We start from the raw sequence: 19,627 nt of genomic DNA on the forward strand, positions 1-19,627 counted from the left end.
AGCGCCAACCAGGCGTACCACATCTCCATGAACACCCGGGACATTGCCGAAAAAGGCGCCGATGTGATTCAGCAAACCGCCAGCGGCATGCGCGCGATCGCTGCCGACATTGACGGTTCCTCGCAACTGATCGCCAAGCTGGGTGAGCGTTCGCAACAAATCACCGCCATCGTCAACACCATTCGCGGGATTGCCGACCAGACCAACTTGCTGGCGCTGAACGCGGCCATCGAAGCGGCGCGCGCCGGTGAGCAAGGCCGTGGCTTTGCCGTGGTGGCCGATGAAGTACGGCAATTGGCGGCACGTACCAGCGGCTCGACGGCGGAAATTTCCAGCATGATCGCGATGATCCAGGACGAAACCCGCCAAGCCATCGAGAGCATGGACAGCACCCGCGACCGTGCGGCGCTTGGGGTCGACCTGGCCAACCGTGCAGGCACGGTCATCCTGCAAATTCGCGAGGGCACTACCGAGGCGGTGCAAGCGGTGAGCGCGTTTGCCAACGAGCGGGGCAATCACTGACCGGTTCTTCATGTGCCTGGCTGGGGGCTCGGTCTATAGTGCTTGCTTGTCTTAACGCTTAGGATTCGAGCCCGCCATGACCCCAGACGCCACGCCCCCTGCAAAGCCGCAAGCTGCGCCCGTCGACCACTTGCGTTTCCACCGAGGCCACGCCCACCTGGCGACGACCTTCGGCAACGACACCTTCGCCCTGAAGGCCGAAGCCTTCGCGCGCTTCTTTGGTACCCCGACGTTCCTCGGCGCGCAAACCGTGATCGTCCTGGTGTGGATCGTGCTGAACATCACCGGCATCACCCAATTCGACGTGTACCCGTTCATCCTGCTCAACCTGGCTTTCAGCCTGCAAGCCGCCTATGCCGCGCCATTGATCCTGCTGGCCCAGACGCGTCAGGCCGCCCGCGACAAAGCCCAGTCCGATGCCGACGCGCAACACCGCGAAGCCATCGCCATCGCCAACACCGAACGCCAGGCCCAGGCCGAACAGACCACCCAGCAACTGCTGGATTTGCTGGAGCAGAACACGCGGCTGACGGAAATGACCAAGAAGCTCACCGAGCGTATTGAGAGCCTGACGTGCGAAATGCATGAACACTTTGTGCGAAAACCCTAACGACGCGACCAGCGCACATGCCGTCCCAACTCATCAAACAACGCGACCACCGAACGCAGCGCCCGGCAATCCGGGCGCGTCAACAACCACAGCGCCGTGTCACGTCCCGCCAGAGTGGGGCCCAGGGGCTGCAAACCATCCGCCAGTAGAAAATCCGGCAGCGCAGCCACCCCCAGGCCCGCGCGCACCAGTTCGGTGACCGACAACATGCTGTTGCAGCGATAACTGGGGCGCACACCCGGCAAGTGCTCGCGGCGCCAGGCGACAGTGGGGTGGTCGGGCAGGAAGTCATCCGGTGCGATCCAAGCCAAATCGGCCAGCTCCCGCCCTTCGTGCCGCCGCACGAAATCTGCACTGGCGCACACCTGATAGGCCACCGTGCCCAGGCAGCGGCCGACAAGATGTTCCGGCGGTGTCTTGGTCAGGCGCAGGGCGATATCCGCATCGCGACGGCTGAGGTTGGCAAAATCGTTGGAGGTGCTCAGTTCCAGCGTCAACGCCGGGTAATCGGGCATGAACCGCGCCAACGCCGGCAACAGCAGGCCTTGCAATACCGAATCGGTACAGGTCAGGCGCACGGTACCGCTGATCACTTCGCCGCCCTGCTCCACCCCAATGCGCGCCGCCTCCAACGCTTGTTCTGCATGCTCGGCCTGCTGCGCCAGATTGCTGGCCAAGCTGGTGGGCAGGTAGCCGGCGCGGCTTTTTTCAAACAAGGTCTGGCCCAGCGCCGCTTCCAATCGCCGCACCGCGCGGAACACCGTGGACACATCCACCCGCAACAGTGCCGCCGCCCGTGCCAGGGTACCGCCGCGAACCAGGGCGAGGATCAGCGACAGGTCGGAGTAGTCAATTTGATAGTGCGTGGCTGCATTGAGCATATGGGCAAACGCCAATTTTGATTGCGTGAGCGCCAATCTATAGTGTGACCCAGGACACAACAAGCGATGGGACGTACACGATGAAAGCCACAACCTTGCACCTCGCCCTGATCGGCGATTACAACCCCGACGTGATTGCACACCAGGCGATACCCGTGGCGCTGCAACAAGCAGCCGACACCTTGGGCTTGAGCGTTCACGTGCAATGGCTCGATACCGACTCGATCACCCCCACCCGCGAACTGCATGGCTTTGACGGCTTCTGGTGTGTGCCCGCCAGCCCCTACCGCGACACCGACGGCGCATTGCGCGCGATCCGTTTTGCCCGCGAGCAACGGCGCCCTTTCCTCGGCACTTGCGGTGGTTTTCAACACGCGGTGCTGGAATATGCCCGCCACGTGCTGGGCTGGGCGGATGCGGAACATGGCGAGCTGGCGCCCGAGGCCAAGCGCGCGGTGATAACGCCACTGAGCTGCACGCTGGTTGAGGCCACCGACACTGTGCGTCTGGCCCCCTACACCCGCATCGCCGAGGCCTACGGTACGCTGGATATCCACGAAGGCTATCGCTGCCGCTACGGCGTGAACCCGGACTTCGCCAGTGCCTTGCTCGAAGGCGACTTGATCCCCAGCGGCCATGACTCGGCGGGTGATTTACGCGCCGTAGAACTGCTGGACCACCCGTTTTTCGTCGCCACCCTGTTCCAGCCGGAACGCGCAGCACTCAAGGGCGTCACTCCGCCGTTGGCGCTTGCCTTGCTCAAGGCCTGCCAGGCTGTGTACCGATGATCGCCAACACGCCCGCTGCCCCCTATTACGCGGTGATTTTCAGCTCATTGCGCACCGAGGGTGATCAAGGCTACGGCCAGGCGGCTACCCGCATGCTGGAACTCGCGCGCGAACAACCGGGATTTCTGGGGGTGGAATCGGCACGTGAAGACGGCTTGGGGATCACCGTGTCCTACTGGAACAGCGAGGCGGCGATCCTGGCCTGGAAACAGCAAGCCGAACATCGCGCCGTGCGCGAGCAAGGGCGTGCGACCTGGTATTCGGCATGCCACACGCGCGTGTGCAAAGTGGAGCGGGCCTACCTGTTTGAGCGCTGAAAATGTACCCCTGTGGGAGCTGGCTTGCCTGCGATGGCGGTGTGTCAGCCAACCGATGTAGAGGCTGACCCACCGCGATCGCAGGCAAGCCAGCTCCCACCTTTGATCTTCAACGTCTGTAGAGAAGCGTTCGCTTAGCTGACCAAACTGCGCAATGCGCTGATCTGCGGGATTTCCACCCGGCGCATGTACACGCGCAATGGCTCGCTGATGTTAATGCGGTCGTCAATGTTTTGGTCCAGCAACAACTGAAGGCGTTCGCGCGACAGGGTCATGGTGTCATCGGCGGCGGGTAGCCAGACAAACTCAGCGGTGGGAATGATGCCGTCATCGGCCACATCCATGCCAAAAGAGTCTTCGCTGAAACGCACGATGTACTGGCCGGTTTTGCGATTAAGGCCGACAAAACCATGGAGGTGGTCGGCCGCCTGGCAGATAAGTTCGGACGTGATGCGCATGGTAAACCTCACTGAAAAGTCCCACTGGGACTGGAAAGATGGTTTACACGCGTGGCAGAAAATACCGCCCTCTAATGGGGCAGCTTGGGCCAAGAATACTGCAATGCAGCACAAAAAAACCCAGAAAAATGGCCACTGCGCACGTTAATGTCGGTTTGGTGATAGCGCCTTTCGCAATCAATTGTTAAAAAGGACGCCTTCTCAAAGTTACCTCCACGAAAGGACTTCGCATATGCCTGTCACGTTTTCCAAGAGCGCCTTGCTGCTCGCTCTGATGCTCGGCCTTGGCCAGGCACAGGCTGCCGATCCGATCAGCCCGGCTGAATTGGCGACAAACGAAGGCATTCCGTACCCGGCCGTCATCGCCCACCGTGGCGCTTCCTACGACGCCCCCGAATCAACCGCCGCTTCCTACAAGCTCGCACGCGACCTGGGTGCCGACTACCTGGAAATGGACCTGCAACGCAGCAAGGACGGCGTGCTGTTCGCCCTGCACGACAACAACCTGCAGCGCACCACCGACGTGGCCACCAAATTCCCGGAGCGCAAAGACGCTACCGCCAACGAATTCACCTGGGCTGAATTACGCACCCTGGACGCCGGCAGCTGGTTCAACGCCGCCTACCCGGACCGCGCCCGCCCGGCGTTCGTTGGCTTGAAAATCCAGAGCCTGGACGAAATCATCAAGATCGCCGAAGGCAACCCGCAGCACAAACCCGGCCTGTACATTGAGACCAAGGAGCCCAAGCAATTCCCGGGCATCGAAGCCGACCTGAAAAACAAGCTGCTGGACAAGGGCTGGTTGAGCTCCGCCGGCTCCAAGCTGGGCAAGAGCAACACGGGTGTGGGCCAGGGCAAAGGCCGTGTGGTGCTGCAAACGTTTGAAAAAGACAGCTTGAAAGAGCTGCAGAAAGAAATGCCCAACACCCCGAAAATCCTGTTGCTGTGGGTGGGCTCAGGCAGCATCGAGCCGAAATCCGCGCAGACCTTCGCTGAATCCGGCGAGCCGACCAAAGCTGCTTACTACGCCAAGCAAGAGCCGAAAGACGCGGCCGAGTTCGAAAAATGGGTCGATGAAGCCAAGAGCCTCGGCGCCATCGGCACTGGCCCTTCGGCCGAGCTGACCAACCATGGCGACCAGAGCTACACCGACCTGGTGAAGCCTGAGATGAACAAGCTGACCCACGACAAGGGCCTGCTGGTGCACGTCTATACCGTCGATGAGCCGGTGGACTTCGAAAAAGTGATGAAAGCCGGCGTCGATGGCATTTTCACCAACCGCGCCGCCGAACTGCTGAAGTTCTACAAGCGCTGGCCGTCCTCGAGTGTGCAGGATTTGCTGAAGGACAACGGCTACTGAGTGAGTCGGGCCTTGGTGTCAGTGCGCCATTAAGGATGAGTTAAGTTGCGCCGGTTAATCTGGCGCCACTTAAACAGCTCACCCAGAAGGACATACACCATGAAAACCCTGACCGCCCTGTTCGCCGCAACCGCCCTGACCCTGACTGCCGGCCTGGCCCAGGCTGACGTTCGTCCGGATCACATTGAAGGCCTGCTCAAGTCCGGCGCCGTCATGCTGTTTGAGAAACTCAATGCCGCCGCCGTGGCCACCCACGCCGGCGCCAGCATCACCGACACTGAGCTGGACCACAAAAACGGTGTACTGGTTTACGAAGTTGACCTGACCGACACTGCTGGCAAGCGCTTTGAAGTGAAGCTCGACGCCAAGACCGGCGCCGTGCTGGAAAACAAGCAAGACACCTGAGTCAACTGCCAAAAAAACCGCGCCACGTTTAACGTGGCGCGGTTTTTTTATGGGCGCTCGCCAAGTGATCAGTGATCATGACTGGCCTGGGGTTATACATCGTCGAGCAGAACGCCCAGGCCCACGGCGGTGAACTGAGCGTGTCCACCTAGCAGGGCACGGTGTTCAGCTTCAGCCTGCCGCCCCTCTGATCAGGCGCCCAGACGCGCCGTCACTTGATTGAGCTCGGCCGACAAACCTCGCAGGTTCTGGCTGGCCGCTTCAGTGCGCTGCACATTGTCCATGTTCGCCGTGGCCACAGTGGTGATTTGCGTGATATTGCGCGAGATATCTTCGGCCACCGAGGTCTGCTCCTCGGCTGCCGTGGCGATTTGGCGATTCATGTCACGGATCGCCTCTACGGCCAGCGTGATGTGATTGAGCATCGCACCGGCCTGGGAGACTTTTTCCACACTCTCATCGCTGCACGACTGGCCACTGACAATCGCCTCGGCCGCATCCACCGCGCCGGTTTGCACCGCGTGGATAATCTGGTTGATCTCAATGATCGACGCCGCCGTGCGTTGCGCCAGGCTGCGCACCTCATCGGCCACCACCGCAAACCCACGGCCCGCTTCGCCTGCCCGCGCCGCTTCAATGGCGGCGTTGAGTGCGAGCAGGTTGGTCTGCTCGGCGATGCCGCGGATCACTTCCAGCACTTTGCCAATGCGTACGCTGTCGGTTTCCAGGCGACGGATGATGGTGCCGGTGTTGAGGATTTCATTGCGCATCTGGCCAATGGTGGCGATGGTGACCTTCATCACTTCGCCACCTTCGCGGGCCGAATGATCCGCCTCATCGGCGGCGCGCGAGGCACTGGCCGCGTGGCGTGCAACCTCTTGGGCGGTGGCTGACATCTCGGTCATGGCGGTGGCCACCTGGTCGGTGCGGTTGAATTGTTCATGGGTACCGTTCGCCATCTGCCCGGCGATCGAACTCAACTCGCCGCTGGCACTTACCAGGTCGGTGGCACTGCGCTGCAAGCGGTTGAAGGTTTCGGCGAGGAAGTCACGCAGCGTATTGGCCGCGGCGGCCAGATGGCCCAGTTCATCCTGACGGCGACTGGCGACACGTTCGGCAAAACGACCGTGGCTCAGTTGGGTCACGTAGTCGATCAGGCCGCGAATCGGCAGGATCAGGTTGCGGTTGATCAGCCACAAGCTGAACAGACCGATCACCACACCCGACAGCAACATGATTGCCAGCCCCACCATCACCGTGCGTTCGGTATAGGCGCTGATGGCTTGGGACTGCTGGCTGCCCTGCGCGCGCAGGTCACTGACCAGGGTGCTCATCTGCTCGCTGGTGGCACGGTCCACACCTTTGACAGCGTTGTCGCCGGCAGTCGGGTCGGCACCGGCAGCCATGTAGGCATCACGCCCCTTCTGGTAAGCCACACCCAACTGCAAGTGTTCCTGGCGCAGGCTGTCAATGCGCCGGCTCAGGCCGGGGTCATTCTGAGTCTGGCTGACCAGCCGAGTGAGAATGCCCTGCACATCGCGTTGCCGGTCCTGGAACTGGCCCCAGTATTTTTCCAGGTCCTGGGGCTGTTTGCCGCGCAGCAATACGTTTTTCCACTCCTGCACTTGCACCTTGAATTGCAGGTTGGCTTCGTCAATCAATTGAGAGGTGAGCAAGGGCCCATCGATCAGGCTGCGATAACTTTGCACGCCGTTAGAGAGGAAGTTGAAACAAGCCAGTGCGATCAACAAAATCGCCAGCAGACTGCCGCTGAGCAGCGACAAAATTTGTGCTCTCAAGGAAGTGCGCAAAATATTCATGGGGGGATGCCTCAAAACAAGGAAAAAGGTGCAAGCACGCCATAACGTCCCTGTCATCAAGACTTAGCCCATTTGCAGCGGGCCTTAAGCCTTGAGTCGGCCGTTCTAGAGGCTTCTTGAACGATTTCTGACAGGAGGTCAACAAAATGTCATTTCAACGAAATAAACCGCAAACCGTCACAATTTTGTCAAATTTCCTTGCAATGATTCGCCCACGCGAACCTGTGAAACGTCCTACAGGCGCTTTCTCTGCGAGCCTCCATGAACCACAGCATCGACCACGGCCATCAGGATCCCGATCTGTTTGGCCTGCTTTACGGTTTTCGTTTTCGCCCCGGTGAAAAAGGTGAGCAGATTGACTCAGCGACTGCGCTGGCGGCGTTGAAAGCACCGCAAGACCCGGAAGAGTTCCTCTGGCTGCACCTGAACCTGGCTCACGCGGCGTGCGAGCGCTGGATGAAGGCCAACCTGGCATTGCCGGATGAGTTTTTCGAAGCCCTGCACGAGGGCTCGCGCTCCACCCGTATCGAGCATGTCGACTCGGCCCTGCTGGCGGTGGTCAACGACGTGGTGTTCAACTTCAGCAGCATGGTCTCCTCGGATATCTCCACGCTGTGGGTGTGCGCCCGCAGCCGCTTGCTGGTGAGTGCGCGCCTGCAACCGTTGCACTCGGTGGATAAATTGCGCTCGTCGGTGAAGGCCGGTGAACGCTTCCGTTCGCCGCTGGAATTGTTGGTGCATTTGTTGCGCGACCAGGGCGAAGTGCTGACGCAGATCGTGCGTAAAACCAGCCTCAGCGTCGACCAAATCGAAGACCAGTTGCTGTCCTCACGCCTCTCCACCAACCGCGCCGAACTCGGTGCTGCGCGCCGCGTGCTGGTGCGCCTGCAACGCCTGCTGGCGTTGGAACCGGGGTCGCTGCTGCGCCTGCTCAATCGCCCGCCGCAGTGGCTGCAAAAAGAAGACGTGAAGGAATTGCGCAAATCTACCGAGGAATTTGCACTGATCATCAACGACCTGATGGCCTTGGGTGAGCGCATCAAGCTGTTGCAGGAAGAGATCGCCGCCAACCTCAACGAGCAAAGCAACCGCACGCTGTTCACCCTCACGGTGGTGACGGTGCTGGCGCTGCCGATCAATATCATTGCCGGTTTTTTCGGCATGAACGTGGGGGGCGTGCCGCTGTCGACTGACCCGGAAGGGTTTTGGATTCTGGTGGCGTTGGTGGCAACGTTTACCTTGATTGCCGGGCGCTGGGCGTTCCGCAAACGCAAAGATTACTGACCCCCATCTCGACCTGAAAGGGGATCAAGTGTGGGAGCTGGCTTGCCTGCGATAGCGGAGTTTCAGTCGACAGATATATTGACTGAACCACCGTCATCGCAGCATAGGTCTACACATCTTTTTTTACGGGTTGAGTGCTGTGGTTGTCGGGGGGCGCTGAGTACATATCCGTTGTTTGGGTCACGGCTGCTTAGGGTTCCGCCCTTACGGCGGGTCACTTTTGGAAAAGAGCCCCAAAAGTGACCAAAAGGGCTCTTGCCCCACCACTCGGCACCTCGCTTAGGCTCGGTGTGCCCTCACGCAGGCTTTGGACCGTGGGCCGCCGCCATGGGCCATCCTTGGCCCATCGCGGCTAACCCGGCGTCCTGCCGGGTTACCCACGCTCCAAAGCCTGCGTTCGGCCAGCGTGGTTAACGGGGCGCCTAAGATCAACAGCAGATCAAGATCAAAAGCAGAGCACGGCGGCCTAGTATCCGACCTGAGTGGTTAGATCAAAAGCAAAGCTGAGGCGGCCTTACAGCCGACCTGATCTTGGAAACTGAACCCAATCAAATGTGGGAGCGGGCTTGCTCGCGAATACGGTGTGTCAGTCAACTTATTTGTGACTGACACGCCGCATTCGCGAGCAAGCCCGCTCCCACAGTTGGATCTCATTACATCAGGTAGCAGTAGTGTCGCTCTGCCCAGCTATTGATCTGCTTTTGCTTCAACCACTCAGGTCGGCTACCAGGCCGCCGTGCTCTGCTTTTGATCTGCTGTTGATCTTGATCTGACAGGCCCCGTTAACCACGATGGCCGAACGCAGGCTTGAGTCCGTGGGTAACCCGGCAGGACGCCGGGTTAGCCGCACTGGGCCAGGGATGGCCCATTGCGGCGGCCCACGGATTCAAGCCGGAGTGCGGGCATGCCGAGCCCAGGCGAGGCACCGAGTGGTGGGGCAAAGACCTTTTGGTTACTTTTGGCTGGGCCGGCATTCCGGGCGTTTGCCAGAAGTGACCCGCCGTAAGGGCGGAACCCTAAGCCGCCGTTACCGCAGCAACGGATATGTACTCAATCTACCTAACCCCCTCACAGGCTTAAAGCGACCCAAAGAGTTGCGTAGATACCTATGGCTATAGCAGGCAAGCCAGCCCCCACAATGATCTCACTATGACATTAGTTTGCCGGGGTTTGCAGACCAGCGGCAGCCTCATTCCTCTAAACACTGACCTACCGCAGCATCTCTGTAACATTCTGCAATGATCATGAATGCCATCCTTCCCACACTGGATGCTCCGGCATGGCCACCCCTTCCCTGACTGCCTCCTCCACCGCCTCACACGCTGACCCCAAACCCAGGCTGGACAAGAAACCCGGCCTGTTGACGGTGATCATGTTCTTCGCCGTGCTCGCCATGGGCCTGTTGTTCACCGCCTACAGCCTGATGCACGACATGCACGAACTCGGCACGGTGGTCACCACCTGGACGCCATTCCTGCTGCTCGGCGTAGCGCTGCTGATCGCGCTGGGCTTTGAGTTCGTCAATGGCTTCCACGACACCGCCAACGCGGTGGCGACGGTGATCTACACCAACTCGCTGCCGCCGCAATTTGCGGTGGTATGGTCGGGCTTTTTCAACTTCCTCGGCGTGCTGCTCTCCAGCGGCGCCGTGGCGTTCGGCATCATCGCCCTGCTGCCGGTCGAGCTGATCTTGCAGGTCGGCTCATCCGCCGGTTTCGCGATGATCTTCGCCCTGCTGATTGCCGCCATCCTGTGGAACCTGGGCACTTGGTGGCTGGGCTTGCCGGCCTCGTCGTCGCACACCCTGATCGGTTCGATCATCGGCGTCGGCGTGGCGAATGCCTTGATGCACGGGCGTGACGGCACCAGCGGCGTGGACTGGAGCCAGGCGATCAAGATCGGTTATGCCCTGCTGCTGTCACCGTTGATCGGCTTCGCCTTTGCCGCCTTGCTGTTGCTGGCCCTGCGCGCCTTTGTGAAAAACCGCTCGCTGTACAAAGCGCCGAAGGGCGACACCCCGCCGCCATGGTGGATTCGCGGCATGTTGATCGTCACCTGCACCGGCGTGTCCTTCGCCCACGGTTCCAACGATGGCCAGAAAGGCATGGGCCTGATCATGCTGATTCTGGTCGGCACCCTGCCGATGGCCTATGCGCTGAACCGCACCATGCCCGCCGAGCAGTCCTTGCAGTTTGCGGCGGTGGCCGAGGTGACCCAGGTTGCCCTGGTAAAAAACGCGCCGCAACTATTGCCGGGCGACCCGCGCCCGATTCTCTCGACCTACGTGCGCACCAAGGAAGCCACGCCGGACCTGGTGCCGGCCCTCGCCGCCCTCGCCGGCCAGATCGGTGATGAAGTAAAAGGCTACGGCTCCCTGGCCAAAGTCCCTGCCGAAGCCGTCGGCAACGTGCGTAACGACATGTACCTGACCAGCGAGACCATTCGCCTGATGGACAAGGACAAGGTCGGCAATTTCGACGCTGACACCCAAGGCAAACTGCAATTGTTCAAGCAACAGATCGACAATTCCACACGCTTTATTCCGCTGTGGGTGAAGATCGCCGTGGCCATCGCCCTCGGCCTGGGCACCATGGTGGGCTGGAAGCGCATCGTGGTGACCGTGGGTGAGAAAATCGGCAAGACCCACCTGACTTACGCACAAGGTGCGTCGGCCGAGACAGTGGCGATGCTGACGATTGGTGCAGCGGATATGTTCGGGCTACCGGTGTCGACCACCCACGTATTGTCGTCGGGTGTGGCCGGGACCATGGTCGCGAATGGCGGCGGGTTGCAGATGAAGACCATCCGCAACCTGCTGATGGCCTGGGTGCTGACCTTGCCGGCGGCGATCTTGTTGTCGGGCAGTTTGTACTGGCTGTTCACCAAACTGTTCTGACACAACCCCGCTTAAAAATGTGGGAGCTGGCTTGCCTGCGATGGTGGCGGGTCAGCTTCCCTATCTGTTGACTGATCCACCGCTATCGCAGGCAAGCCAGCTCCCACAAGAGTTTATGGTGTGTCAGGAGGTGAACAGTCCAGCCATTGCCTTCAGCCGTTTTTTGTACACCCGCCGCGCCTCCAGCGCTTCTTCCAACGTCACCGCCACAAACCCCGCCCGTTGGTTCGGCTGCATCTGCCCGATCAAGTCCAGGTCCGCACTGATCACCGTGCCGATCATCGCGTAGCCACCGCCCGACACCGCATCCCTGTGCAGCACAATCGGTTCCAACCCCGCCGGCACCTGGATCGAGCCTATCGGGTAACAGCTGTCGACGATATTCGACGGGTCGGACCCCGCGCCAAACGGTTGCTCACGAGGCTGAAAGCTCAACGCGCTGCCGCCTTTGAAGCGATAGCCGATGCGGTCCGCCTCGGAACCCACGGTCCACGGCTCGGCAAAAAAACTGCTCTTGGCCGCGTCTGTCAGGCGCTCGTAATACAGGCCCGGCACCACGCGCAACGTCACGTCACCACCAACTGAACGCCGCAGCGCCATCGGCAAACTGTTGCCCGCACGGCCCCGGCCGCTCGGCTCACCTATCGGCAGTTCATCCCCTTCCTGCAAGCGCCGCCCCTGGAACCCACCAAGTGCACCGAGGGTGTACGTCGAGCGACTGCCGAGCACCCGCGGCACATCAATGCCACCGGCCACTGCCAGATAAGTCCGCGCGCCGGCCTTGGGAAACTCAAAGCGCAAGACCTGCCCGGCACGCACCTGGAACGCGGTGTCCTGGTGCACCACTTCACCGTCCAGGCGCGGCGACATGAGCGCACCGCTGAGTGCCACCAGCGCGTCCTGTCGGAACTCAAGTTCAGGGCCGATCAAAGTGCATTCCAGGCCCGCCGCACCACTCGGATTGCCCACCAGATGGTTGGCCGCACTCAACGCGTATTGGTCCAACGCGCCCGACGGCGGAATGCCCAAGTGGTAATAGCCTTCGCGGCCGAGGTCCTGCACGGACGTGGCGAGGCCGGGTTTGAGGATTTTGATCATGCCAGCGCCTCCTGCAGGGTTTTCGGATAGCCGACGGGGTCGGCGAGAAAGGCGTCGAGGGAAAATTCCACCGGGCGGATGCGCAAGTCGAAACGCCCTGCATCCACCTCGGCAACCGCCAGGTCATAGGCCTCGCGGTCCATGGGTTTGAACTGCACGATGTCACCGGGCCGAAAGAACACCATGTGTTCCTTGAGGTACGCCAACTGCTGGGCCGGGTCGTAGATGGGTGCCGGGGTCACCCCAAACATCTGGTAACCGCCGGCGCCGCGCACCGAGTAGATGCAGCCAAAACAGCCACCATGGCCGAGGGTCAATTTGGGCGTGTCGGTGCGCGGGCGCAGGTACTTGGGCACCTGTAATTGCCGTTCACGCTCGACCATCTGGAACATGAACGGCAGGCCCGCGACAAAGCCGACCATCGACACAAACCACGGCGCGCCACTGTGGGCGGCGATAAACGCGTCGACGTCAGCCAAGCCATTGATGCGCGCCGCGTATTCCAGATCAGTGCCTGTGGGGTCTTGATGCCGGTCGCGAAAACGCATCAGGGTTTCATGGGTCCACGGGTCGTTATAGAGCACCGGGATTTCGATGATCCGCGTGTGCAAGGTGCGTTCGGCCACCGCCTGGGCTTCAGCGCTCTGCACGGCGTCGAGCAGCACATGCGGCGCGATACGGTCGGGGTCGAAGCGAATCTGGAACGATGCATTGGCCAGGCACACGTCCAGCACGCCTTCCAGCGCCAGGCGCTCCACGGCGCGGGTCACGGCCATGCCTTTGAAAAAGGCCTCCAGGGACATGCTGTCGCTGACCTCGGCAAACAGGTGTTCATCACCGCCGAAGCTGTAGCGGATGGGGGACGTTTGAGCCATGTCTGTTCCTCTTGGAATCATTGTAGAAAGGCAGGCAAAAAGTACAGGTTGGACCTTCTTATTGAGGCGTTCTGACGACAATGCCCGCCTGGTCCAGGGCTTCGCGGGTGGCCTCCACCAGTTCGAGGGCGCCAGGGGTGTCGCTGTGCAGGCAGATGGAATCGAATTCGATCAACAGGTCTTCGCCTTCCACGGTGCGTACGCGCCCGGTCTGACAGGCACGCAGGACCCGCGCCGCGACGGTGGCAGGATCAAGCGCGCGCACAGTCCGCGTAAATACAATGGAGCCGCTCAGATCGTACTCACGGTCGGCGTAAAACTCGCGCACCACCGGTTGCCCAAGCTCCTTGGCGACGCGCCAGATGACCGAGTTGGGCATGCAGTACAGCAAGAGTGTGGGCTCAATGATTTGCAGGTTTTGCACCAGCAGCCGGGCGGCTTCTTCGTCGCGGGCCAGGTGCATGTAGAGCGCGCCGTGGGGCTTGATGTGTTGCAGCGTGACGCCTTGGGCGCGGGCGATTTCGCGCAGGGCGCCGAGTTGGTAGAGCATGTCGTCCACCAGCTCCTGGGCCGGTGCATTGATATGCCGGCGGCCAAAACCCACCAGGTCGCGAAAGCCCGGATGCGCGCCGATGGCCACGCCGAGTTGCCTGGCGCGCGCAACGGTACGGCGCATGGTGCCGGGGTCGCCGGCGTGGAAACCGGTGGCGATATTGGCCGAGCTGATATAGGCCATCAGCTCCGCGTCAACGCCATCGCCGATGGTCCAGGGGCCGAAGCCTTCGCCCATGTCTGAATTGAAATCCACTGCCTGCATCGGGAATTGCTCCGCCAAAGGTGATGCCAGGAAAGTAGGCTGGGGCTTGACCCCTTGGGAAGATCTATTATCAGATGGCCTATCTTCTGAAAAACAGATAAAGCCATGTCCCTGACGTTGCGCCAAGTCCGCTACTTTATCGCCACCGCCGAAATCGGCCAGATTTCCCAGGCGGCGATTCATCTGAACATCTCCCAGTCGGCGGTGACCACGGCGATCAAGGAGTTGGAGGCGATGCTCGGCGTGCAGCTGTTTGTGCGCTCGGCCCAGGGCATGAACCTGACCGACGCCGGGCGGCACTTTCTCAACCGCGCCTACGTGATCGTGCGCAGCGTGGATGACGCACTGAACAGCCCGCTGCCGGACTACCGCGCCAGTGGCGTGCTGCGTGTCGCCGCCAGCTACACCGTGCTCGGCTATTTCCTGCCCCACCACTTGCAGCGCATGGAGCACTGGCACCCGGACGTGACCATCGAGGTGTTCGAACAGGAACGCCAGGCCATCGAACACGGCCTGCTCGACGGCCAGTTCGACATGGCCGTGGTGCTCACCGCCAACCTCACTCACCCGGATATCGTTTCCGAAATCCTGTTCAATTCGGAACGCCGCCTATGGCTGCCCAGCCACCATCCCTTGTGCGAGCGCGGCGCCGTCAGCCTGGCCGATGTGGCGCAAGAACCTTACATCCTGCTCACCGTCGATGAAGCCGAACACAGCGCCATGCGTTACTGGGAACAGGCTGGGCAAACGCCCAAGGTGCGGCTGCGCACCAGTTCGGTCGAGGCCGTGCGCAGCATGGTTGCCAACGGCAGCGGCGTGGCGATTCTGTCGGACCTGGTGCACAGGCCGTGGTCCCTGGAAGGCAAACGCATCGAAACCCTGACCGTGACCGACCCGGTAGCGCCCATGAGCGTCGGCTTGGCCTGGCATCGCGAACGCGCATTTACCCCCGCCATGCAGGCCTTTCGGGACTACTTCCACGACGCCTTCCTCGCGCCGCAACAATTGTCGGCACGGCGTTAGAGCTGCGATTGCAACGTGGCGGCCAGCCAATCCATAAAGACCCGCACCCGCTGCGGCACATGCCGCTGCCCGGCGTACAGCAACGACACGTCCAGCGCCGGCGCCGGATAGTCCGGCAATACGGCCACCAGCTCGCCGCTGTCGAGTAAATCGCGAATGCCCAACACGGGAACCTGGGTAATGCCGAAACCGCCCAGGCACGCCGACTTGTAAGCATCAGTGCTGTTGACCGTGACCCGCCCGGCCATCGGAACACGGTGCACTTTGTTGCCGTGCTGGTATTCGAAGCCCGCCGAGCGTGCCCCCAATGGCCGCACGTAATGCACCAACTGGTGATGCGCCAGATCGGCCAGGGTCTCGGGCATGCCATAGCGCTGAAGGTACCCGGCGCTGACACAGTTGATCATCGGCATGCTGCACAACCAGCGTGCCACCACCGACTGATCAGGCTGCGCGCCCACCCGCAACACGCAGTCGAAACCTTCGGCGAGCAGGTCGACCTGGCGGTCGGTGGTGCTGATTTCCAGCTCGATCAACGGGTGTGCGTGCATAAATTCGGGCAGGCGCGGCAGGATCAAATCCCGCGCCATGACGTTGGGCATGTCCACGCGAATACGCCCGCTCAATTGCGCCTCATCCTGGCGAAACAGGCCTTCGAGCTCCTCCATGTGTGACAGCAAATCTTTGCTGCGCTCATACAACACACGCCCGTCCTGGGTCGCTTGCACCTTGCGCGTGGTGCGCTGCAACAGGCGCGCACCCAGCAGTTCTTCCAGCGCCTGCACATGCTCGGACACGGTGGAGCGCGGCAGGCCGAGGCTCTCGCCCGCCTGGGTGAAACTCGACAACTCGGTGACCCGCACGAAGGTCCGCAAAAGCTCAAGCTTGTTCATTGGATTGTTCGCCTTATCCGGCCAGTGATTCCGACTTACCTCTGTTTATCACGTTATGAGCGGACAAATACACTGGCTCGCACGATCACTCTCAGAGGCACTCACCATGACCCGTAAAATCGCATTGATCACCGGCGCCAGCCGCGGCCTGGGCAAAAGCGCTGCGCTGCATTTGGCGGCACAAGGCGTCGACATCATCGGCACTTACCACAGCGCGGCGGGCGAAGCCCAAGCGGTGAAGGCACAGATTGAAGCCCTGGGTGGCCGCGCCGCCATGCTGCAACTGGATGTGAGCCAGAGCGGTACGTTCAATGACTTTGTCGGCGAAATCGCCTCCGTACTGAAAGATGTGTTCGCACAGGATCACTTCAACTTTCTGGTCAACAACGCCGGGATCGGCGCCCATGCCAGCTTTGCCGAGACCACCGAAGAACAGTTCGACCGCCTGGTGGCCATCCACTTCAAGGCGCCGTTTTTCCTGACGCAAAAACTGCTGCCGCTGATCAGCGATGGTGGGCGCATCATCAATATTTCCAGCGGCCTGGCGCGGTTCAGCCTGCCGGGGTACGCGGCGTATGCCTCGATGAAAGGCGCGGTGGAAGTGCTGTCGCGCTACCAGGCCAAGGAGCTGGGGCCGCGCGGTATCACCGTGAACACCCTGGCACCCGGCGCGATTGCCACCGACTTCAGCGGCGGCGCCGTGCGCGATAACCCGGCGCTGAATGCAATGGTCGCCAACAACACCGCGCTGGGCCGAGCCGGTTTGCCGGACGACATTGGCGGGGCGATTTCGACCCTGTTGGCCGATGGCAGCAACTGGATCACCGGGCAGCGCATCGAAGCCTCGGGCGGCATGTTTCTGTAGGCATTCTGCGCTAGCATCAATGCCTTCAGATCACTGACAGGCAATCACCGATGAGTTTTGATCCAGGCTTGGCCGGCGGTATGGGCGTATTGGCCGCGGTGGTCGACAGCGGCAGTTTCGCCCGTGCCGCCGACAGCCTGGAGATGACGCCTTCGGGGGTCAGCCGGGCGATTTCCCGCCTGGAAAAACGCTTGGGGATTCGCCTGTTCGACCGCACCACCCGCTCGGTGCAATTGACCGATGAGGGGCGGCGCTTCTACCAGCAAATCGCCCCGTTGCTGGCCGGTCTCGAAGAGGCCGCCAACGCGGCGGCCGACAGTGCGCTCACCGTGCGTGGGCGTTTGCGGGTGAACATCGACCCGTACTTCTCGCGATTGGTTTTGGGCCCGGTGTTGGGCGACTTCATGCGCAGTTATCCGCAACTGCAACTGGACCTGCACACCCGTGACCAACTCGGTGACCTGGTCGCCGATGGCTTCGACCTGGCCATTCGCTTCGGCATCCCGCAATCCTCCTCGCTGATCGCACGCAAACTGATGGAAGTGCGCGTGCTCACCGTGGCCTCCCCCGCCTACCTTGAACACTACGGCCGACCGGCCATTCCCCAAGACCTGGAACACGGGCATATGTGTCTGGATTTTCGCGACTCGCAAACCGGGCGTCCGTTTGCCTGGGAATTCCACCGCCCTGGCGAACAGGTCATCGTGCACACCAATGGCCGCCTGGTGGTCAACGACGCCAGCACGTTGTACAGCGTGTGTGAGCACGGGCACGCGGTGGCGCAAATGCTCGATTTGGGCCTGGCACCGGCGCTCAAGGCCGGCAGCCTGGTGGAGTTGTTTCCAGACTGGCCGGACGAGCGTTTTCCGTTGTACGCCTACTACCCGTCGCGGCATTTGCCCGCCGCGAAGGTGCGGGCATTTCTGGAGTTTGTCGCGTCGCTCAAGCTTGGCTAGGCAGACGTTGCTGGACGATTTTCTCCCGAATCACGTCATAGCCCCAGTGATACACATAGGTGTACGGCAGGAAGAACAGCAGCACGCCGATGTCGAGGATGAAAGCGTCCAACAGGCTGATCTTCAACACGCCGGCAATCAGCGGCACCGCCACGATGATCAGGCCGCCTTCGAACAACAGGGCATGCAGCACCCGGGTCCACCCGCCGTTGGCCAGTTGCAGCCGCGCTTTGAGGCGGTCGAACAGGCTGTTGAAAATGATGTTCCAGGTCAGCGCCAGCACGCTGACACCCAAGGTGACTGCGCCCATTTCCAGGGCCGGCCTGCCGGTGATCCAGACCAGCAGCGGCGTACAGATCAACAAGGCCAACCCCTCAAAGCCCAGGGCCTGGCAAACACGTTCAGTAATCGATTTGGTAGGGTTCATAACCCGGCTCCGTGAATGACTAGGGTTGCCATCATTACCCTTCGAACCGATACTTCATAACCAATAACCATCGATCAGGGCGATAGTCATGGCCTCTAATGAAGTGCTGCAGGCGTTTGTGCAGGCGGCGACCCAAGGTTCGTTTTCGGCGGCGGCGCGCAAACTGGGCAAGAGCCAGTCCACGGTCAGTGCGGCAGTGGCGAGCCTGGAGATTGACCTGGATGTGGTGTTGTTTGATCGCAGCAGCCGCAAACCGACGCTCACCCCCGCCGGCCATGTGTTGCTGCAGCGCGCCGAACAGGTGCTGGAGGCCAGCAGTCGTCTGGAGTTGGCGGCCAGCCAATTAGCCCAGGGCCTGGAGCCGAAGCTGAGTATCGCCATGTCCGATACGTACCAGTCGGAGCGTTTTGAACTGGCACTCAAAGCCTTTGAACAACGCTACCCGGACCTGGAGCTGGAATGGCTGATCGCCGAGTGCGAAGACCTGATCGCCCTGGTGCAAAGCGGCCGGGCGCAGATTGCCTTGATCGAAGCCCAGGAGGTTTACCCGCCCGACCTGACCCGCGCGCCCGTGGCGGAGCGCACGGAAATCGCCCTGTTCGTCGCCCCTGGCCATCCCTTGACCAATCTGCAAAACATCGACCAGCACGCCTTGCAGCAACACCGTGAATTGCGTCTGGCGAGCATCATCAGCCCCAATGAAACCAGGCCTGCAGGCCGCGTGTGGTCGGCGCCGAGTTTTCTGATGCTGATGGAAATGGCCCAACTGGGTTTCGGCTGGGCGGCGCTGCCGCGCTGGCTGGTGGAGCGCTTCAGCAATGCCGGGCTGGTTGAACTCAACGTGCGCAGTTGGCCGCGTTCGGTGGCGGTGGATGCGCTGTGGTCGCGGCAACACCCGCCGGGGCCGGCGGGGAGCTGGATGTTGGGGCAGATGCTGGAATGATGTTTCCAGGCACCCTAAAGGTCTAACTGGGGGAGCGGGCTTGCTTGCGAAAGCGGTAGGTCAGCCAACCGATGTAGAGGCTGACCTACCGCCATCGCAGGCAAGCCAGCTCCCACAGTTGATCTTCGTTGGTCGGTTATTTGAGTTCGGCCAGACGACGCGCTATGAAGTGTTTTTCCGGGTTTTGCAGGGGCAGTGACAGGGCTTTTTCGAGACGCCCAACTGCCGCCAATACGTGTAAACAACACCGTTGAATGTGGGAGCGGGCTTGCTCGCGAAGGCGGTGGGTCAGTCACACATGTACTCGCTGGCACACCGCCTTCGCGAGCAAGCCCGCTCCCACAGTTGATCTTCGTTGGTCCGTTATTTGAGTTCGGCCAGACGACGCG

At 61.2% G+C, this 19,627-nt stretch carries 19 protein-coding genes and 2 pseudogenes; 12 read left to right on the top strand and 9 right to left on the bottom strand.

The window, feature by feature from the left end; genetic code table 11:
* Nucleotides 1-84 precede the first annotated feature (84 nt).
* Together A7J50_RS32295 and A7J50_RS22715 are read left to right on the top strand one after the other, a co-directional pair.
* A pseudogene (locus tag A7J50_RS32295) lies at nt 85-522 on the top strand (methyl-accepting chemotaxis protein); the annotation flags it as partial.
* A 76-nt stretch (nt 523-598) separates the two neighbouring features.
* Nucleotides 599-1,132: a DUF1003 domain-containing protein gene (locus A7J50_RS22715; RefSeq protein ID WP_064453818.1), complete on the top strand. Its 534-nt coding sequence runs from the start codon at nt 599-601 to the stop codon at nt 1,130-1,132.
* On the opposite strand, the gene A7J50_RS22720 is transcribed toward A7J50_RS22715, so the two are convergent.
* On the bottom strand, nt 1,129-2,013 hold the full coding sequence (locus A7J50_RS22720) for a LysR family transcriptional regulator (RefSeq protein ID WP_064453819.1): 885 nt from the start codon (nt 2,011-2,013) through the stop codon (nt 1,129-1,131). The genes A7J50_RS22715 and A7J50_RS22720 overlap by 4 nt on opposite strands.
* A gap of 80 nt (nt 2,014-2,093) precedes the next feature.
* Between A7J50_RS22720 and A7J50_RS22725 the strand changes: the two genes are divergently transcribed.
* Both A7J50_RS22725 and A7J50_RS22730 read left to right on the top strand, forming a co-directional pair.
* On the top strand, nt 2,094-2,801 hold the full coding sequence (locus tag A7J50_RS22725) for a CTP synthase (RefSeq protein ID WP_064453820.1): 708 nt from the start codon (nt 2,094-2,096) through the stop codon (nt 2,799-2,801).
* On the top strand, nt 2,798-3,118 hold the full coding sequence (locus A7J50_RS22730) for an antibiotic biosynthesis monooxygenase family protein (RefSeq protein WP_064453821.1): 321 nt from the start codon (nt 2,798-2,800) through the stop codon (nt 3,116-3,118). Before A7J50_RS22725 ends, A7J50_RS22730 begins: the two co-directional genes overlap by 4 nt.
* 134 nt (nt 3,119-3,252) lie before the next feature.
* On the opposite strand, the gene A7J50_RS22735 is transcribed toward A7J50_RS22730, so the two are convergent.
* The gene (locus A7J50_RS22735) at nt 3,253-3,576 is read right to left on the bottom strand and encodes a DUF2025 family protein (RefSeq protein WP_064453822.1); all 324 of its coding nucleotides are present in this window, start codon (nt 3,574-3,576) and stop codon (nt 3,253-3,255) included.
* Between the two features lie 232 nt (nt 3,577-3,808).
* Here A7J50_RS22735 and A7J50_RS22740 point away from each other — a divergent pair, with 232 nt between their 5' ends.
* Nucleotides 3,809-4,936 (top strand): glycerophosphodiester phosphodiesterase, encoded by a 1,128-nt coding sequence (locus A7J50_RS22740; protein ID WP_064453823.1) that lies wholly within the window; start codon nt 3,809-3,811, stop codon nt 4,934-4,936.
* Between the two features lie 99 nt (nt 4,937-5,035).
* Entirely contained in the window at nt 5,036-5,341 is a 306-nt protein-coding gene (locus tag A7J50_RS22745; protein ID WP_064453824.1) for a PepSY domain-containing protein, read from the top strand.
* Nucleotides 5,342-5,532: 191 nt separating this feature from the next.
* Here A7J50_RS22745 and A7J50_RS32300 read toward each other — a convergent pair whose 3' ends face one another.
* Nucleotides 5,533-6,300 carry a methyl-accepting chemotaxis protein gene (locus A7J50_RS32300; protein ID WP_407017289.1) on the bottom strand — a complete coding sequence of 256 codons (768 nt, stop codon included), beginning with the start codon at nt 6,298-6,300 and terminating at the stop codon, nt 5,533-5,535.
* A gap of 165 nt (nt 6,301-6,465) precedes the next feature.
* Nucleotides 6,466-7,218 (bottom strand): annotated as a pseudogene (locus A7J50_RS32305) (methyl-accepting chemotaxis protein); the annotation flags it as partial.
* A gap of 204 nt (nt 7,219-7,422) precedes the next feature.
* On the opposite strand from A7J50_RS32305, the gene A7J50_RS22755 reads away from it, so the two are divergent.
* Both A7J50_RS22755 and A7J50_RS22760 read left to right on the top strand, forming a co-directional pair.
* Nucleotides 7,423-8,445, top strand: coding sequence for a transporter (locus A7J50_RS22755; protein ID WP_064453826.1), 1,023 nt, complete (start codon nt 7,423-7,425; stop codon nt 8,443-8,445).
* Between the two features lie 1,279 nt (nt 8,446-9,724).
* On the top strand, nt 9,725-11,341 hold the full coding sequence (locus A7J50_RS22760; protein ID WP_064453827.1) for an inorganic phosphate transporter: 1,617 nt from the start codon (nt 9,725-9,727) through the stop codon (nt 11,339-11,341).
* A gap of 123 nt (nt 11,342-11,464) precedes the next feature.
* Here the strand turns inward: A7J50_RS22760 and A7J50_RS22765 are convergent, their stop codons facing one another.
* The 3 genes from A7J50_RS22765 to A7J50_RS22775 are packed head-to-tail and all read right to left on the bottom strand — an operon-like array spanning nt 11,465 to nt 14,131.
* On the bottom strand, nt 11,465-12,439 hold the full coding sequence (locus tag A7J50_RS22765; protein ID WP_064453828.1) for a biotin-dependent carboxyltransferase family protein: 975 nt from the start codon (nt 12,437-12,439) through the stop codon (nt 11,465-11,467).
* The gene (locus A7J50_RS22770) at nt 12,436-13,314 is read right to left on the bottom strand and encodes a 5-oxoprolinase subunit B family protein (RefSeq protein ID WP_064453829.1); all 879 of its coding nucleotides are present in this window, start codon (nt 13,312-13,314) and stop codon (nt 12,436-12,438) included. Before A7J50_RS22770 ends, A7J50_RS22765 begins: the two co-directional genes overlap by 4 nt.
* A gap of 58 nt (nt 13,315-13,372) precedes the next feature.
* Nucleotides 13,373-14,131, bottom strand: coding sequence for a 5-oxoprolinase subunit PxpA (locus tag A7J50_RS22775; RefSeq protein WP_064453830.1), 759 nt, complete (start codon nt 14,129-14,131; stop codon nt 13,373-13,375).
* 105 nt (nt 14,132-14,236) lie between these two features.
* On the opposite strand from A7J50_RS22775, the gene A7J50_RS22780 reads away from it, so the two are divergent.
* Nucleotides 14,237-15,154 carry a LysR family transcriptional regulator gene (locus tag A7J50_RS22780; RefSeq protein ID WP_053257656.1) on the top strand — a complete coding sequence of 306 codons (918 nt, stop codon included), beginning with the start codon at nt 14,237-14,239 and terminating at the stop codon, nt 15,152-15,154.
* Here the strand turns inward: A7J50_RS22780 and A7J50_RS22785 are convergent.
* Entirely contained in the window at nt 15,151-16,047 is an 897-nt protein-coding gene (locus tag A7J50_RS22785) for a LysR family transcriptional regulator (RefSeq protein WP_064453831.1), read from the bottom strand. The two genes, A7J50_RS22780 and A7J50_RS22785, sit on opposite strands and share 4 nt — an antisense overlap.
* 106 nt (nt 16,048-16,153) lie before the next feature.
* Here A7J50_RS22785 and A7J50_RS22790 point away from each other — a divergent pair, with 106 nt between their 5' ends.
* Together A7J50_RS22790 and A7J50_RS22795 are read left to right on the top strand one after the other, a co-directional pair.
* Nucleotides 16,154-16,912 carry an SDR family NAD(P)-dependent oxidoreductase gene (locus A7J50_RS22790; RefSeq protein ID WP_064453832.1) on the top strand — a complete coding sequence of 253 codons (759 nt, stop codon included), beginning with the start codon at nt 16,154-16,156 and terminating at the stop codon, nt 16,910-16,912.
* 50 nt (nt 16,913-16,962) lie between these two features.
* Entirely contained in the window at nt 16,963-17,868 is a 906-nt protein-coding gene (locus A7J50_RS22795; protein ID WP_064453833.1) for a LysR family transcriptional regulator, read from the top strand.
* On the opposite strand, the gene A7J50_RS22800 is transcribed toward A7J50_RS22795, so the two are convergent.
* Nucleotides 17,855-18,295 carry a multidrug/biocide efflux PACE transporter gene (locus A7J50_RS22800; RefSeq protein WP_064453834.1) on the bottom strand — a complete coding sequence of 147 codons (441 nt, stop codon included), beginning with the start codon at nt 18,293-18,295 and terminating at the stop codon, nt 17,855-17,857. The two genes, A7J50_RS22795 and A7J50_RS22800, sit on opposite strands and share 14 nt — an antisense overlap.
* Nucleotides 18,296-18,383: 88 nt before the next feature.
* On the opposite strand from A7J50_RS22800, the gene A7J50_RS22805 reads away from it, so the two are divergent.
* A complete protein-coding gene (locus A7J50_RS22805) occupies nt 18,384-19,238 on the top strand; it encodes a LysR family transcriptional regulator (RefSeq protein WP_064453835.1) in 855 nt (284 codons plus the stop codon).
* Nucleotides 19,239-19,627: the final 389 nt, after the last annotated feature.

Origin of the sequence: Pseudomonas antarctica (assembly GCF_001647715.1) — a bacterium.
Taxonomy (GTDB): Bacteria; Pseudomonadota; Gammaproteobacteria; order Pseudomonadales; family Pseudomonadaceae; genus Aquipseudomonas; species Aquipseudomonas antarctica_A.